Below are 13,056 nucleotides of genomic sequence, written 5' to 3' on the forward strand. Positions count from 1 at the left end.
GCTTTCTTCTCTTCTTTGAGGAGTGTTTTTTACATCGAGGTTGCGGTTACTTGGCAGTGCGCGCACGAAGTTCGTCAACGAGCTTCACGCCAGAGGACGAACCGAGCCGCGTCACGCCGGCGGCGATGAAGGCGAGGGCGCTGTCCAAGTCACGAACGCCGCCGGCCGCCTTGACCTGCACCTTGTCGCCAACGATGCCCTTCATGAGCTGAACATCTTCAAGCGTGGCACCGCCCGTGCCGAATCCCGTTGAGGTCTTGATGAAATCGGGACGAACCGTGGCGGCGATCGTGGCCACCCGCCGCTTTTCTTCATCTGTCAGGTAGCAGTTTTCGAAGATGACCTTCGAGAGGACGCCGTTGGCCCGGCACGCGTCAACGATCTGGCTCATTTCCTCTTCGATGTAGGCATCGTTGCCGGCCTTAAGCTCGGTAATGTTGATGACATAATCGATTTCGTCCGCGCCGTTTTCGATAGCGCGCTTAGTCTCGCTGACCTTGTCCTCTATGGTGACCTGCCCGAGCGGAAAGCCAATCGCGGCACCCACGTGGACTCCCGTGCCCGCAAGTTCCTGCGCGCATTGGCGCACGGGGTAGGGGTTGATGGCCACCATAGCGAAGCCGTAATCGCGGGCCTCGGCGCACAGCTGGCTGAACTGTTCCTTGGTTGCGTCTGCCTTGAGCAGGGTGTGGTCGATCATTCCTGCGAGTTCTTGTGGAGTGATGGTCATGTTGTTCCTTCCGTCGCGCGGTTGATACACACCCATCAGCATAAAGCTGTACGTACGGGCGGACAATTGGCGGAGCTGGAAAACGAGGGGATCATCGAACGCATCAAGAGCAGGGGAACCTTCCTCGCGGCCGAGAAGGTGGACCATGGCCTCACCCTGTCGATTGAGGGTCTCTACGCACAGGCGCAGCGGCTGGGAAAGGATCTGACGAGCGACGTCCTCACGCAGGAAGTTGCCGAGGCATCCGATTCCGTCATGAAAGCACTCCGCCTTGATAGTGGCGCGCACGTTTTCCTGCTGGAGCGCGTGCGTTCCGTTGGCCAGACGGTGTGGTCCCACACCACTACGTGGATGCCCGCTAACCGGGTTCCCGGCATCGTGGAGTCTGACTTTTCGCATGGGTCGCTTTATGACATGTTGCGGACAACCTACGGCATGACGTTCGGCCGCGCCGAGCGCTCGCTTCAGGCGATGGCGGCATCGGCCGATATTGCCGCCTATCTCAAGGTGGAGCCGGGAGCCCCGATCCTTCAGATCAAGAGCACGTTGTTTGACGCCAGCGGGGTCCCGGTAGAACGCTTCATCGCGCACCACCGCGGGGATTCGAGCCGTTTCGACGTGGTGCTGGGGGACGAAGCGCATGTGGCCGAGGTCCACGTAGATCCACGCGATGGCCTGTGAGTTCGCGGAGCGTTCGTCGTCGTCGTAAAAATAACGACGACGGAGCCACGCGTACGCACGAAACCACCGGTTTAATTTCCGTCACGTTCGCCGGCTAGGGATCGAAGTTGTGGCGGCCAGTTGCTAAGCTTATGTGCTGGCTACGGTAGCGAGTGGCGGATTGTGCTGAGAAGCGCGCCACTAAGCACCGTTCAGACTTGCAGTAGTTGGGCAAAGCCTGACAAACTAGACAAGTTGCTCGGTTTTCCGGGCGTAGGACTTCGTTGGGGCTCAAGCCTCAGCGGTAAATAAGGGTTCGTCGTAACCTGCAATAGGGCTTGATACGTGGTGGCTATCGCGCAACACGCCCGAGTGCGGGTACCGGCGATCACCGCGGTAAAGAGAGGTAGACGACGCCATGGCGGGACAGAAAATCCGCATCCGGCTCAAGTCATATGACCATGAGGTCATTGATAATGCGGCGAAGAAGCTCGTCGACGAAGTGACGCGCACAGGCGCGTCTGTAGTGGGCCCGGTGCCGTTGCCAACGGAAAAGAATGTCTTTTGTGTCATTCGTTCCCCACATAAGTACAAGGACAGCCGCGATCACTTCGAGATGCGCACTCACAAGCGGCTCATCGACATCGTCGATCCGACCCTGAAGACCATCGATACGCTTCGGCGCCTCGATCTTCCGGCCGATGTCAACGTGGAAATCAAGCTCTGAGGTAACGCATCATGAACACCAAACAGCAGGTTGCTAGCGCGCCCGTCACGGCGTTGCTGGGCACAAAGCTGGGAATGACCCAGCTGTGGGACGAGGCAGGACGCCTAGTCCCGATCACGGTTGTCCACGTGGGCACCAACGTTGTGACTCAGATTCGCACTGATGAGACTGACGGCTACTCCGCCGTTCAGCTCGGTAACGGCGAACTGAAGTCCAAGAATGTCACCAAGCCGTTGCAGGGGCACTTTGACAAGGCTGGCGTTCAGCCTCGCAAGGCCCTCGCTGAGGTTCGTACATCCAACGCGTCCGAATACGAACTCGGTCAGGAACTGACTGCCGAAGTTTTCGAATCCGGTCAGACCGTTGATGTTATTGGCACCTCCAAGGGCAAGGGTTTCGCCGGCGTCATGAAGCGTCATGGCTTCAAGGGCGTCTCCGCTTCCCACGGTTCCCACCGTAACCACCGCAAGCCCGGTTCGATCGGCGCTTGTGCAACACCTTCGCGCGTGTTCCGTGGAACTCGCATGGCTGGCCGTATGGGTCAGGATCGCGTGACGGTACAGAATCTTTCCATCCACGCTGTTGATGCTGAGAAGGGCATCATCCTAGTTGCTGGCCCCGTGCCTGGCGCCAAGGGTTCCGCAGTTGTGGTCCGTACCGCTGTGAAGGGAGCCTGAACATGGCGGAATCCTTCAAGGTAGATGTTCTTGATGTCAAGGGCGAAGCGCAGGGTCAGGTAGAGCTGCCAGCGCATCTGTTCGATCTGGATGTCAACGTACCGATGATTCATCAGGTTGTTGTCGCTCAGCTCGCCGCTGGCCGTCAGGGAACACACTCCACCAAGACCCGCGGAGAAGTCCGTGGCGGTGGCCGCAAGCCATACAAGCAGAAGGGCACTGGCCGCGCACGTCAGGGTTCTATCCGCGCTCCTCACTTCGCCGGTGGCGGCGTTGTGCACGGCCCCAAGCCGCGCAGCTACGCCCAGCGCACCCCCAAGAAGATGATTGCTGCTGCACTGCTCCAATCCCTTTCGGATCGCGCACGTAACGGCCGCATTCACGTTGTGACTGAATTCGTTGAAGGCGAGACGCCCTCCACGAAGGCCGCCCTCGCGCTACTGCGCAAGGTAATTGCCGAGCGCAAGGCGCTGGTAGTTGTTTCCCGCGATGATGATCTTTCGGTCCTCTCGCTGAACAACGCTCCAGAGGCTCACGTGCTCTACGTTGACCAGCTCAATTCTTACGACGTTCTGGTTGCTGATGATGTTGTCTTCACCGAGACGGCCTTCGCCAGCTTCGTTGAGAAGAAGGGTAAGGAGGAGAAGTGAGCGAAGTAGCAGGCTTCTGGAACAAGCACCCGCATGACGTTATTCTTCAGCCGGTAGCCACTGAAAAGGCTGCTCGTATGGAGGATGAAGGTAAGTACACCTTCATCGTTGACAAGCGTGCAAACAAGACCGAGATCAAGCTGGCCGTTGAGGCCATCTTCAAGGTCAAGGTTGAATCCGTGAATACGCAGAATCGCATGGGCAAGGTCCAGCGCACGCGTACCGGTCTAGGCAAGCGCAAGGATGTCAAGCGCGCCATCGTCACCCTGCGTGAAGGCACGATCGACATCTACGGCGACGTCATTAGCTAAGAGGATCTGAACTCATGGGAATCCGTAAGTACAAGCCGACGACCCCCGGTCGTCGCGGTGCGAGCGTTGCCGACTTCGCCGAGATCACCCGATCTACGCCGGAGAAGTCGCTGGTTCGTCCGCTGAAAAAGACCGGTGGCCGCGATAATTCAGGCCGTATCTCCACCCGTCACAAGGGTGGTGGCCACAAGCGCCAGTACCGCGTTATCGACTTCCGCCGCTGGGACAAGGACGGCGTGCCCGCGAAGGTCGCTCACATCGAGTATGACCCGAACCGCACCGCCCGCATTGCCCTGCTCCACTACGCCGATGGCGCCAAGCGTTACATCCTCGCCCCGAAGAACCTTCGTCAGGGCGACGTAGTTGAGAACGGCCCGGATGCCGATATCAAGCCAGGCAACAACCTGCCGCTGAAGAACATCCCGGTTGGCACCACGCTGCACAGCGTTGAGCTTCGCCCCCTCGGTGGCGCGAAGATCGCACGTTCTGCCGGCACATCGGTTCAGCTGGTTGCCCGTGAGGGCAAGTACGCTCAACTGCGTATGCCGTCCGGTGAAATCCGGAACGTTGAGGCCGGCTGCCGCGCCTGTGTAGGTGAGGTTGGCAATGCCGAGCAGATCAACATCAACTGGGGCAAGGCAGGCCGCAACCGCTGGAAGGGCGTTCGCCCAACAGTGCGTGGTGTTGTCATGAACCCGATCGACCATCCGCATGGTGGTGGCGAGGGCAGGACCTCTGGTGGCCGGCATCCGGTCAGCCCATGGGGTAAGCCCGAAGGCCGTACACGTCATGCAAAGAAGGCCAGCGACAAGCTCATTGTGCGCCGTCGCAAGACCGGCAGCAAGCGGTAAGAGAGGTTAGCTGATGCCACGTAGTTTGAAGAAGGGCCCGTTCGTAGATGATCACCTTCAGAAGAAGGTTGATCTACAAAACGAAAAGGGCACCAAGAATGTCATCAAGACCTGGTCTCGTCGGTCGATGATTACGCCCGATTTCCTCGGTCACACTTTCGCAGTGCACGATGGCCGCAAGCATGTCCCGGTATTCGTTACCGAGTCCATGGTTGGCCACAAGCTCGGGGAGTTCGCCCCGACCCGCACTTTCCGCGGGCACGACAAGGACGACCGCAAGGGCCGCCGCCGCTAAGGCGCGAGCTAGCAGAGAGAGTAAGGCAGAAACATGGAAGCCAAGGCGCAGGCGCGATTCGTGCGCGTCACGCCCCTGAAAGCTCGCCGCATCGTGGACGTAGTCCGCGGTAAGCGTGCTGTCGAGGCGCTAGAGGTGCTGCAATACGCACCGCAAGGGGCGGCAGAACCCGTCCGTAAAGTTGTTGAGTCCGCAATTGCCAATGCTCGTTACGCCTCTGAACAGGCCGGCGAGCGGTTCGACGAAGAGAACCTGTTCATTCAGGCGATCTTCGCTGACGAAGGCCCGACCATGAAGCGTATCCGTCCGCGTGCCCAGGGCCGCGCAGATCGCGTCATGAAGCGTACGAGCCACATCACAGTTGTTGTCGGTGACTCTAAGGTTGCCGCCGGAGCGAAGGGAAGGAACCGCTAGTGGGGCAGAAGGTTAACCCAACCGGGTTCCGCCTCGGAATCACCACGGACCACCGTTCAAAGTGGTTTGCAGATTCCACAAAGGCCGGCCAGCGTTACGCAGATTTCGTAGCAGAAGACATCCAGATTCGTCGGATGATCGAGAAGACGCTTGATCGCGCGGGGATCTCCCGTGTGAACATCGAGCGCCGCGCCGAGCGTGTGGTTGTGGATATCCACACCGCCCGCCCCGGCATCGTCATCGGACGCCGCGGTGCAGAGGCTGATCGCCTCCGTGCCGATCTTGAGAAGCTGACTGGTAAGTCCATTCAGCTGAACATCCTCGAGGTCAAGAACCCAGAAGCAGATGCCCAGCTTGTTGCTCAGGGCATCGCAGAGCAGCTCGCCTCCCGCGTTTCGTTCCGCCGCGCCATGCGCCGTGGAATGCAGTCCGCGGAGCGCGCCGGCGCCAAGGGCATCCGTGTCCAGTGTGCAGGCCGCCTCGGTGGCGCTGAGATGTCGCGTTCCGAGTTCTACCGCGAAGGTCGCGTGCCGCTGCACACCCTTCGTGCAAACATCGATTACGGCTTCCACGAGGCCCGCACCACGTTCGGCCGCATTGGCGTCAAGGTGTGGATCTACCGTGGCGATGTAACCGACGCAGAATACTTCCGCTCCTTGGCCGAGGCCCCCCGTGGCCGTGGCCGTGGTGGTGACCGCCGCGGGCGCCGCGGAGACCGTCATGGTCGTGGCAACGCGCAGCAGGCCCCACAGGCACAGGCTCCCGCTAAGTCCAGCGAAGCCGCCTCGGAGCCAGCAACCACAGCAGGATCGGAGGCCTGAGAATGCTGATTCCAAGGCGCACCAAGTGGCGCAAGCAGCACCGCCCAACCCGTAGCGGAATGGCTAAGGGTGGCACCGAATTGGCGTTCGGCGATTACGGTATTCAGGCTTTGGAGCCTGCATACGTCACCAACCGTCAGATCGAAGCTGCTCGTATTGCTATGACTCGTCACGTCAAGCGTGGCGGCAAGATCTGGATCAACATCTTCCCAGATCGCCCGCTCACCAAGAAGGCCCTCGGCCTTCGTATGGGTTCGGGTAAGGGTCCGGTTGAGACGTGGGTTGCCAACGTCAAGCCAGGGCGCATCATGTTCGAGATGGGTGGCGTTAACGAGGAGCTGGCTCAGGAAGCCATGTCCCGTGCAATGCACAAGCTGCCCATGAAGACCCGGTTTGTTTCTCGTGAGGAGGCAGAGTAATGGCCAAGGGACTTTCCACTGAGGAACTCGACGCCATGACTGACGTCGAACTTCTCGAGAAGCTCAAGGAATCCAAGGAGGAGCTGTTCAATCTCCGCTTCTCCGCAGTTACCCACCGGCTCGAAGATAGCGGCCGCCTGCGTGAAGTCCGCCGTGAAATCGCGCGGATTTACACGATCAAGCGCGAGCGCGAGCTCGATATCCGCACCGCTCCAGTAGCTGAGAAGTGAGGTAAAGAGTGAGCGAGCAGAATACAGTTACAGCAGAGCGTAACCACCGCAAGGTACTGCGTGGATACGTTGTCAGCGACAAGATGGACAAGACAGTCACCGTTGAGGTCGATGATCGCCGGAAGCACCCCGTTTACGGCAAGGTCATCACTCACACACGCCGTGTGAAGGCCCACGATGAGAACAACGAGGTAGGCGTTGGCGATCTGGTCCGCATCATGGAGACCCGCCCGCTGAGCGCAACCAAGCACTACCGCGTGGTTGAAATCGTCGAAAAGGCTAAGTGACCTTCCGGGCCGCTTTGAAACCCCATCCGTTCGGCAAGGCTCGTTAACGAGAACCGGCACGACGACAGGAGAAACAACACATGATCCAGCAAGAGTCGCGGCTTTCGGTCGCTGATAACACCGGTGCGAAGGAGATCCTCTGCATCCGTGTCCTCGGCGGTTCTGGCCGGCGCTACGCCGGGATTGGCGACACGATCGTTGCCACCGTCAAGGATGCAATCCCTGGCGGAAACGTCAAGAAGGGCGAAGTGGTCAAGGCCGTCATCGTCCGCACAAAGAAGGAAACGCGCCGGGTTGACGGTTCGTACATTCGCTTCGATGAGAACGCTGCGGTGTTGCTCAAGAACGAAAACGAGCCACGCGGCACGCGCATCTTCGGCCCAGTGGGCCGCGAGCTGCGTGACAAGAAGTTTATGCGAATCGTTTCGCTCGCACCGGAGGTGATCTGATGGCGAAGATTAAGAAGGATGACCTCGTCCAGGTCATCGCAGGCCGCGACAAGGGCCTGCAGGGACGCGTTCTCTCGGTTGATACTGAGAAGAATCGCGTGGTTGTTGAAGGCGTTCAGCGCGTCAAGAAGCACGTGAAGGTTGGTCAGTCCGGCCGCGGAGCCAAGACCGGTGGCATTGAGACCGTTGAGGCCCCAATCCACATCTCGAATGTTGCGCTGGTTGGTCCTGACAAGAAGCCGATCCGCGTTGGCCACCGTGAGGTAGAAGTCGAGCGTGACGGACGTAAGAAGCTTGTCCGTGAGCGCATCGGCCGCCGTGGTGGGAAGGAGATCGAGCTGTGAGCACCGCTCCTCGTCTAAAGACCAAGTACCGTGAGGAAATCATCCCGGCACTTGAGACCGAGTTCAACCATTCCAACATTCACAATGTTGCTGGACTCCAGAAGATCGTTGTGAACATGGGCGTTGGCGAAGCTGCTCGTGACTCCAAGGTGCTGGACGGCGCCATCGCGGATATCACCGCGATCACCGGCCAGAAGCCGCAGGTCACCAAGGCTAAGAAGTCCATCGCACAGTTCAAGCTGCGTGAGGGCCAGCCCATCGGCTGCCACGTCACCCTTCGTGGTGACCGTATGTGGGAGTTCTTGGACCGCCTTCTGGCTACCGCGCTTCCGCGTATCCGCGATTTCCGTGGCCTCAGCCCCAAGCAGTTTGACGGCAACGGAAACTACACGTTCGGCCTGACCGAGCAAACAGTGTTCCACGAGATCGATCAGGACAAGATTGATCGGGTTCGCGGAATGGACATCACCCTGGTCACCACGGCCAAGGACGATTCCGAGGGACGTTCGCTTTTGCGCCTACTCGGATTCCCGTTCAAGGAGGACTGAGCATGGCAAAGACAGCTCTTAAGCAGAAGGCCGCGCGTAAGCCCAAGTTCGGCGTGCGCGCTTACACCCGTTGTAACCGCTGCGGACGCCCGCATTCCGTGTACCGTAAGTTCGGCCTGTGCCGTATCTGCCTTCGCGAGATGGCACTTGCAGGCGAACTCCCCGGCGTCACAAAGTCCAGCTGGTAAACACTACGTCGTAGGTCCGCAAGTGAAACCGCGACGAGGAAGGGCAAAAGCCCAATGTCAATGACTGACCCAATCGCAGACATGCTCACGCGTCTGCGTAACGCCAATTCGGCGTTCCACGAGTCGGTGGATATGCCGTACTCGAAATTGAAGGCGAACATCGCTCAAATCCTCGAGCGTGAAGGCTACATTGTTGGCCACACGGTTGAGGATGCACGAGTGGGCAAGACCCTCACTCTGCAGCTGAAGTTCAGCTCCAACCGTGAGCGCGCGCTCGCAGGCGTTCGGCGTGTGTCGAAGCCAGGCCTGCGCGTTTACGCAAAGTCAACCAATCTGCCCCAGGTTCTGGGCGGCCTAGGCGTAGCGATTCTCTCTACGTCATCCGGCTTGCTGACAGACCGCGAGGCCAAGGACAAGGGTGTAGGCGGAGAAGTTATCGCCTACGTCTGGTGACGGGGAAGGAAGATACAGAATGTCACGTATTGGCAAGCTGCCCGTCACGATTCCAGCTGGTGTGGATGTTTCCATCAACGGCCAGCAGGTATCGGTTAAGGGCCCAAAGGGTAATCTCGGACAAGAAATTGCCGAGCTCATCACCGCGTCCATCGAAGATGGTGAAGTGGTTGTGAACCGCGCGGATGATAGCCGCGAAGCACGTTCACTTCACGGCCTCTCCCGCACTCTCATCAACAACATGGTTGTTGGCGTTACCGATGGTTTCTCCAAGGCAATGCAGATTGTGGGAACTGGATACCGTGTCGTGGCCAAGGGAAGCGATCTCGAATTCTCTCTGGGCTACTCGCACACGATCCTTTTCAAGGCGCCAGAAGGCATCACCTTCGCCGTTGAATCTCCTACGAAGTTCACGGTGAACGGCATTAGCAAGCAGCTGGTTGGCGAAACTGCTGCAAAGATCCGGATGTTGCGCAAGCCTGAACCATACAAGGGCAAGGGTGTGCGTTACGTTGACGAGAACGTTCGCCGCAAGGCCGGAAAGGCTGGTAAGTGATGGCTGTCACTCCAAGGGGCAAGGGCAAGTTCGTTTCCCGCGATCGGCGCCACTTCCGCCTCCGCAAGAAGCTCTCTGGTACGTCAGAGCGCCCTCGTCTGGTTGTTACTCGTTCAAACCGTCACATGGTTGCACAGGTTATCGACGATACGGTTGGCCACACTCTCGTGTCCGCATCGACTCTCGAAGAGTCGCTGCGCGCAGCTGAAGGTTCCAAGACCGATAAGGCACGTCAGATTGGCGAGCTCGTTGGTAAGCGTGCACTGGAGGCCGGAATTTCGGCCGTTGTGTTCGATCGTGGCGGTAACAAGTACCACGGCCGTGTGGCCGCTGTAGCCGATGGCGCCCGCGAGTCCGGGCTTACCCTGTAAGCCCGCGAGAGCGAGAAGAGGTTTTTAGCATGGCTGCACAGCAGCGAGGTCGGGGTAATAACCCCGAAGGCCGGGGCAACAACCCCGAAGAAAAGAGCGAGCGGGGCAACCGCCGCGGCGAACGCCGTGGAGATCGCCGCGAGCGCCGCAATGAAGACAAGAACGCTTACACTGAGCGCGTTGTCACGATCAACCGCGTAGCAAAGACCGTCAAGGGTGGCCGCCGCATGTCCTTCACCGCACTGGTTGTGGTGGGAGACGGCAACGGCACCGTTGGTGTTGGCTACGGCAAGGCCAAGGAAGTTCCCGCAGCAATCGCCAAGGGAACTGAGGAAGCAAAGAAGAACTTCTTCCGCGTTCCTCGCATTGGCAAGACCATCCCACACCTTGTTCAGGGTGAGGATGCAGCGGGCGTTGTCCTGCTGCGCCCGGCGTCCCCTGGTACCGGCGTTATCGCCGGCGGCCCGGTCCGCGCCATCATGGAGTGCGCAGGCATCCATGACATCCTGACCAAGTCGCTCGGATCGGCAAACGCTATCAACATCGTTCACGCGACAATCGCCGCACTCAAGCAGCTGGAGCTTCCCGAAGCTGTTGCTGCTCGCCGCGGCCTGCCGCTCGAGCATGTTGCCCCCGAAGCAATGCTCCGCCACCGTGCGGAAGCAGAAGCCAAGGAGCGCTCCGATCAGCAAGCAATCGCAGCCCAGTCAGAGAACGAAGCTGCCGCAGCTGGAGTTGGTGCGTGATGGCTAAGCTCAAGATCACTCAGGTTCGGGGCACCGTTGGTTCCCGTCAGAACCAGAAGGACACTCTGCGTACACTCGGACTGCGCAAGATTGGTCAGTCCGTTGTGCGCGAGGACCGCCCAGAGGTTGTGGGTGCGGTTCGCACCGTGGCACACCTCGTGACCGTGGAGGAGGTTGACTGATGGCTGAAGAGAAGAACGAATCGGCTGAGGTCCTGAAGATCCACGATCTGCGTCCTGCCCCAGGTTCCAAGAAGGCCAAGACCCGCGTGGGCCGTGGTGAAGCTTCCAAGGGTAAGACTGCCGGCCGTGGTACCAAGGGTACGAAGGCTCGTTATCAGGTTCCCGCACGTTTCGAAGGTGGCCAAATGCCCCTTCACATGCGCCTGCCGAAGCTGCGTGGATTCAAGAATCCATTCCGCGTCGAGTACCAGGTTGTCAACGTGGATTCCCTTGCCCAGCTGTTCCCAGAGGGCGGCTCGGTAACGGTCGAGGATCTGGTTGCCAAGGGCGCCGTGCGCCCGAAGAACCTCGTGAAGGTTCTTGGCACAGGCGAGATCAGCGTCAAGCTGGATGTGACCGTGGATGCATGGTCCAACTCGGCTAAGGCGAAGATCGAGGCGGCTGGCGGTTCTGTGACCGCTCGCGAGGCCTGATCCTTCGATCAAGCACGTCAAAAGGTGGTGGCTCCTTCGGGAGCCACCATTTTTTCGCGCTGATGACGCTCTTGGACCACTTATGGCGGCCATGGACTAGGTATACCGTGTCCAGACGAGCCATAAGTGCTCCAACGGGTGTGTCCGCGGCAGCCGCTGTAGGGGCGGTAGGCGAGGCAAGCGCAGCAGCCTAGGTAAGCGCGGAAGGCGCGCCTCCCAATCTGTGACTCTCAGCCATTTTCTGGCGGCGTTTTCACGGTTGGGCGCATCGCAGGTATAGTGAGGCGAGCATGGGCGCAGTGTGCCCTGATGAGTACTAAAACGCGGGATGGCCCGCATCTGTTGGAGGAACCTTGATCCAGGCGTTCGCGGCGGCATTCCGCACTCCCGATCTTCGGCGCAAGCTGCTGTTTACCATGGCAATCATGGTTATCTACCGGCTGGGCACGTTTGTTCCTGCGCCGTTCGTTTCGATTCGGAACGTGCGAGCCTGTATGGATCAGTCGGGTTCGGGGGATTTCCTCTCGATGATCAACTTGTTCTCGGGCGGCGCGATGATGCAGCTGTCCGTGTTCTCGCTGGGAATCATGCCCTACATTACGGCGTCCATCATCGTCCAGCTGATGCGCGTTGTGATTCCTCGCTTCGAGGAGTTGCATAAGGAGGGCCAGTCCGGCACCGCCAAGCTCACCGAGTACACGCGTTACCTGACCATCGGCCTTGCCGTGCTGCAAAGCTCAGTGGTTGTTTCGGTGGCCAACACTCAGCTCTTCCAGGGCTGCACGGTTGATCCATTCCCCAACGCAACCCCGCTCACCTACGCGCTGACCATCCTCACCATGACAGCCGGTACCGGCCTCATCATGTGGCTGGCCGAGCTAGTCACCGAAAACGGTGTGGGTCAGGGAATGTCCATCCTCATCTTCACCGGCATTGCCGCCAGCTTCCCCACGATGTTCTATCAGGTCACCCAGTCCGATGGCGGCTGGGGCGCAGCTGCTCTCGTGTTTGCCCTGATCCTTGCGATCGTTGTGGTGGTTGTGTTCGTGGAGCAATCTCAGCGGCGCATCCCCGTCCAGTACGCCAAGCGCGTGGTTGGCCGGCGCACATACGGCGGCTCCACCACCTACCTGCCGATCCGCATCAATATGGCCAACGTGATCCCCGTGATCTTCGCATCCTCGATCCTCATGCTGCCGCAGATGCTCTCCACGTTCGGTGATCCAACCTCCGGCTGGGTTCAGTGGATCAACCGCTACCTGCATACCAGCGCTCCTCTGTACTTCGTCTTCTTCGGGGTGCTGATCTTCGCGTTCGCGTTCTTCTACACCTCCATCACGTTCAACACTGAGGAAGTCGCGGACAACATGAAGCGCTACGGCGGCTTCATTCCCGGCATTCGTGCGGGGCGCCCGACAGCCGAATACTTGAAGTACGTGTCCAGCCGCATGACATGGGTGGGAGCAACCTACCTTACGGTGATCGCAATGATCCCGGTGATTGTGTTCTCTCAGATGGGTATCATGGGAGGCGGATTCGGTGGAACCTCGATCATCATTCTGGTGGGCGTGGGACTACAGACCGTCAAGGACATCAACTCACAACTCCAGCAACGCCACTACGACGGCTTCTTGCGATAGGCCAGCCTAGGCGTTCATAGCATCGAAGGAAGAT

General features: G+C 59.3%; 24 protein-coding genes. 23 read left to right on the top strand and 1 reads right to left on the bottom strand.

Going from position 1 to position 13,056, the window contains the following annotated elements:
* Positions 1-46: 46 nt before the first annotated feature.
* The gene (deoC, locus tag ACTHV6_RS01520; protein WP_441385495.1) at positions 47-730 is read right to left on the bottom strand and encodes a deoxyribose-phosphate aldolase; all 684 of its coding nucleotides are present in this window, start codon (positions 728-730) and stop codon (positions 47-49) included.
* A 66-nt stretch (positions 731-796) separates the two neighbouring features.
* On the opposite strand from deoC, the gene ACTHV6_RS01525 reads away from it, so the two are divergent.
* From ACTHV6_RS01525 to secY, 23 genes are all read left to right on the top strand, one after another.
* Complete coding sequence (locus ACTHV6_RS01525) at positions 797-1,411, top strand: GntR family transcriptional regulator (RefSeq protein WP_441385496.1); 615 nt, start codon at positions 797-799, stop codon at positions 1,409-1,411.
* 397 nt (positions 1,412-1,808) lie between these two features.
* The gene (rpsJ, locus tag ACTHV6_RS01530) at positions 1,809-2,117 is read left to right on the top strand and encodes a 30S ribosomal protein S10 (RefSeq protein ID WP_441385497.1); all 309 of its coding nucleotides are present in this window, start codon (positions 1,809-1,811) and stop codon (positions 2,115-2,117) included.
* 11 nt (positions 2,118-2,128) lie between these two features.
* On the top strand, positions 2,129-2,794 hold the full coding sequence (gene rplC / locus ACTHV6_RS01535) for a 50S ribosomal protein L3 (protein WP_441385498.1): 666 nt from the start codon (positions 2,129-2,131) through the stop codon (positions 2,792-2,794).
* 2 nt (positions 2,795-2,796) lie between these two features.
* A complete protein-coding gene (gene rplD / locus ACTHV6_RS01540; RefSeq protein WP_441385499.1) occupies positions 2,797-3,444 on the top strand; it encodes a 50S ribosomal protein L4 in 648 nt (215 codons plus the stop codon).
* Positions 3,441-3,755: a 50S ribosomal protein L23 gene (rplW, locus tag ACTHV6_RS01545; RefSeq protein ID WP_441385500.1), complete on the top strand. Its 315-nt coding sequence runs from the start codon at positions 3,441-3,443 to the stop codon at positions 3,753-3,755. The genes rplD and rplW overlap by 4 nt, the downstream gene beginning before the upstream one ends.
* A gap of 14 nt (positions 3,756-3,769) precedes the next feature.
* Complete coding sequence (gene rplB, locus ACTHV6_RS01550; protein ID WP_441385501.1) at positions 3,770-4,606, top strand: 50S ribosomal protein L2; 837 nt, start codon at positions 3,770-3,772, stop codon at positions 4,604-4,606.
* A gap of 13 nt (positions 4,607-4,619) precedes the next feature.
* Positions 4,620-4,901 carry a 30S ribosomal protein S19 gene (gene rpsS, locus ACTHV6_RS01555; RefSeq protein WP_441385502.1) on the top strand — a complete coding sequence of 94 codons (282 nt, stop codon included), beginning with the start codon at positions 4,620-4,622 and terminating at the stop codon, positions 4,899-4,901.
* Between the two features lie 33 nt (positions 4,902-4,934).
* Complete coding sequence (gene rplV, locus ACTHV6_RS01560) at positions 4,935-5,315, top strand: 50S ribosomal protein L22 (RefSeq protein WP_441385503.1); 381 nt, start codon at positions 4,935-4,937, stop codon at positions 5,313-5,315.
* Positions 5,315-6,136, top strand: a complete 822-nt coding sequence (gene rpsC / locus ACTHV6_RS01565; RefSeq protein ID WP_441385504.1) for a 30S ribosomal protein S3 — start codon at positions 5,315-5,317, stop codon at positions 6,134-6,136. The genes rplV and rpsC overlap by 1 nt, the downstream gene beginning before the upstream one ends.
* A gap of 2 nt (positions 6,137-6,138) precedes the next feature.
* The gene (gene rplP, locus ACTHV6_RS01570; RefSeq protein WP_441385505.1) at positions 6,139-6,555 is read left to right on the top strand and encodes a 50S ribosomal protein L16; all 417 of its coding nucleotides are present in this window, start codon (positions 6,139-6,141) and stop codon (positions 6,553-6,555) included.
* Entirely contained in the window at positions 6,555-6,785 is a 231-nt protein-coding gene (gene rpmC, locus ACTHV6_RS01575) for a 50S ribosomal protein L29 (protein WP_441385506.1), read from the top strand. The genes rplP and rpmC overlap by 1 nt, the downstream gene beginning before the upstream one ends.
* Before the next feature lie 8 nt (positions 6,786-6,793).
* A complete protein-coding gene (gene rpsQ / locus ACTHV6_RS01580; RefSeq protein ID WP_441385507.1) occupies positions 6,794-7,072 on the top strand; it encodes a 30S ribosomal protein S17 in 279 nt (92 codons plus the stop codon).
* 80 nt (positions 7,073-7,152) lie between these two features.
* On the top strand, positions 7,153-7,521 hold the full coding sequence (gene rplN / locus ACTHV6_RS01585; protein WP_441385508.1) for a 50S ribosomal protein L14: 369 nt from the start codon (positions 7,153-7,155) through the stop codon (positions 7,519-7,521).
* Entirely contained in the window at positions 7,521-7,865 is a 345-nt protein-coding gene (gene rplX / locus ACTHV6_RS01590; protein ID WP_441385509.1) for a 50S ribosomal protein L24, read from the top strand. The genes rplN and rplX overlap by 1 nt, the downstream gene beginning before the upstream one ends.
* On the top strand, positions 7,862-8,413 hold the full coding sequence (rplE, locus tag ACTHV6_RS01595; RefSeq protein WP_441385510.1) for a 50S ribosomal protein L5: 552 nt from the start codon (positions 7,862-7,864) through the stop codon (positions 8,411-8,413). Before rplX ends, rplE begins: the two co-directional genes overlap by 4 nt.
* 2 nt (positions 8,414-8,415) lie before the next feature.
* The gene (locus ACTHV6_RS01600; protein WP_441385511.1) at positions 8,416-8,601 is read left to right on the top strand and encodes a type Z 30S ribosomal protein S14; all 186 of its coding nucleotides are present in this window, start codon (positions 8,416-8,418) and stop codon (positions 8,599-8,601) included.
* A gap of 54 nt (positions 8,602-8,655) precedes the next feature.
* Positions 8,656-9,054, top strand: a complete 399-nt coding sequence (rpsH, locus tag ACTHV6_RS01605; protein ID WP_441385512.1) for a 30S ribosomal protein S8 — start codon at positions 8,656-8,658, stop codon at positions 9,052-9,054.
* 19 nt (positions 9,055-9,073) lie between these two features.
* Positions 9,074-9,610, top strand: coding sequence for a 50S ribosomal protein L6 (gene rplF / locus ACTHV6_RS01610; protein WP_441385513.1), 537 nt, complete (start codon positions 9,074-9,076; stop codon positions 9,608-9,610).
* Entirely contained in the window at positions 9,610-9,981 is a 372-nt protein-coding gene (gene rplR / locus ACTHV6_RS01615) for a 50S ribosomal protein L18 (RefSeq protein WP_441385514.1), read from the top strand. Before rplF ends, rplR begins: the two co-directional genes overlap by 1 nt.
* Positions 9,982-10,010: 29 nt before the next feature.
* A complete protein-coding gene (gene rpsE, locus ACTHV6_RS01620) occupies positions 10,011-10,727 on the top strand; it encodes a 30S ribosomal protein S5 (RefSeq protein WP_441385515.1) in 717 nt (238 codons plus the stop codon).
* Complete coding sequence (rpmD, locus tag ACTHV6_RS01625) at positions 10,727-10,909, top strand: 50S ribosomal protein L30 (RefSeq protein ID WP_109093281.1); 183 nt, start codon at positions 10,727-10,729, stop codon at positions 10,907-10,909. Before rpsE ends, rpmD begins: the two co-directional genes overlap by 1 nt.
* A complete protein-coding gene (gene rplO / locus ACTHV6_RS01630; RefSeq protein ID WP_441385516.1) occupies positions 10,909-11,382 on the top strand; it encodes a 50S ribosomal protein L15 in 474 nt (157 codons plus the stop codon). The genes rpmD and rplO overlap by 1 nt, the downstream gene beginning before the upstream one ends.
* Before the next feature lie 353 nt (positions 11,383-11,735).
* Positions 11,736-13,022, top strand: coding sequence for a preprotein translocase subunit SecY (gene secY, locus ACTHV6_RS01635; protein ID WP_441385517.1), 1,287 nt, complete (start codon positions 11,736-11,738; stop codon positions 13,020-13,022).
* Positions 13,023-13,056 lie beyond the last annotated feature (34 nt).

It is taken from the genome of Ancrocorticia sp. (assembly GCF_052089425.1).
GTDB lineage: Bacteria > Actinomycetota > Actinomycetes > Actinomycetales > Actinomycetaceae > Ancrocorticia.

Bases quoted from the DNA above. Each gene is read 5' to 3' on its own strand.
- rpsJ (WP_441385497.1), top strand. From the start codon at position 1,809: ATGGCGGGACAGAAAATCCGCATCCGGCTCAAGTCATATGACCATGAG.
- rplV (WP_441385503.1), top strand. From the start codon at position 4,935: ATGGAAGCCAAGGCGCAGGCGCGATTCGTGCGCGTCACGCCCCTGAAA.
- rplF (WP_441385513.1), top strand. From the start codon at position 9,074: ATGTCACGTATTGGCAAGCTGCCCGTCACGATTCCAGCTGGTGTGGAT.
- rpmC (WP_441385506.1), top strand. From the start codon at position 6,555: ATGGCCAAGGGACTTTCCACTGAGGAACTCGACGCCATGACTGACGTC.
- rpsH (WP_441385512.1), top strand. From the start codon at position 8,656: ATGTCAATGACTGACCCAATCGCAGACATGCTCACGCGTCTGCGTAAC.
- ACTHV6_RS01600 (WP_441385511.1), top strand. From the start codon at position 8,416: ATGGCAAAGACAGCTCTTAAGCAGAAGGCCGCGCGTAAGCCCAAGTTC.
- rpsE (WP_441385515.1), top strand. From the start codon at position 10,011: ATGGCTGCACAGCAGCGAGGTCGGGGTAATAACCCCGAAGGCCGGGGC.
- rplP (WP_441385505.1), top strand. From the start codon at position 6,139: ATGCTGATTCCAAGGCGCACCAAGTGGCGCAAGCAGCACCGCCCAACC.
- rplB (WP_441385501.1), top strand. From the start codon at position 3,770: ATGGGAATCCGTAAGTACAAGCCGACGACCCCCGGTCGTCGCGGTGCG.
- rpmD (WP_109093281.1), top strand. From the start codon at position 10,727: ATGGCTAAGCTCAAGATCACTCAGGTTCGGGGCACCGTTGGTTCCCGT.
- rplO (WP_441385516.1), top strand. From the start codon at position 10,909: ATGGCTGAAGAGAAGAACGAATCGGCTGAGGTCCTGAAGATCCACGAT.
- rplD (WP_441385499.1), top strand. From the start codon at position 2,797: ATGGCGGAATCCTTCAAGGTAGATGTTCTTGATGTCAAGGGCGAAGCG.
- rplX (WP_441385509.1), top strand. From the start codon at position 7,521: ATGGCGAAGATTAAGAAGGATGACCTCGTCCAGGTCATCGCAGGCCGC.
- deoC (WP_441385495.1), bottom strand. From the start codon at position 730: ATGACCATCACTCCACAAGAACTCGCAGGAATGATCGACCACACCCTG.
- rpsS (WP_441385502.1), top strand. From the start codon at position 4,620: ATGCCACGTAGTTTGAAGAAGGGCCCGTTCGTAGATGATCACCTTCAG.
- rplR (WP_441385514.1), top strand. From the start codon at position 9,610: ATGGCTGTCACTCCAAGGGGCAAGGGCAAGTTCGTTTCCCGCGATCGG.
- rplC (WP_441385498.1), top strand. From the start codon at position 2,129: ATGAACACCAAACAGCAGGTTGCTAGCGCGCCCGTCACGGCGTTGCTG.
- rplN (WP_441385508.1), top strand. From the start codon at position 7,153: ATGATCCAGCAAGAGTCGCGGCTTTCGGTCGCTGATAACACCGGTGCG.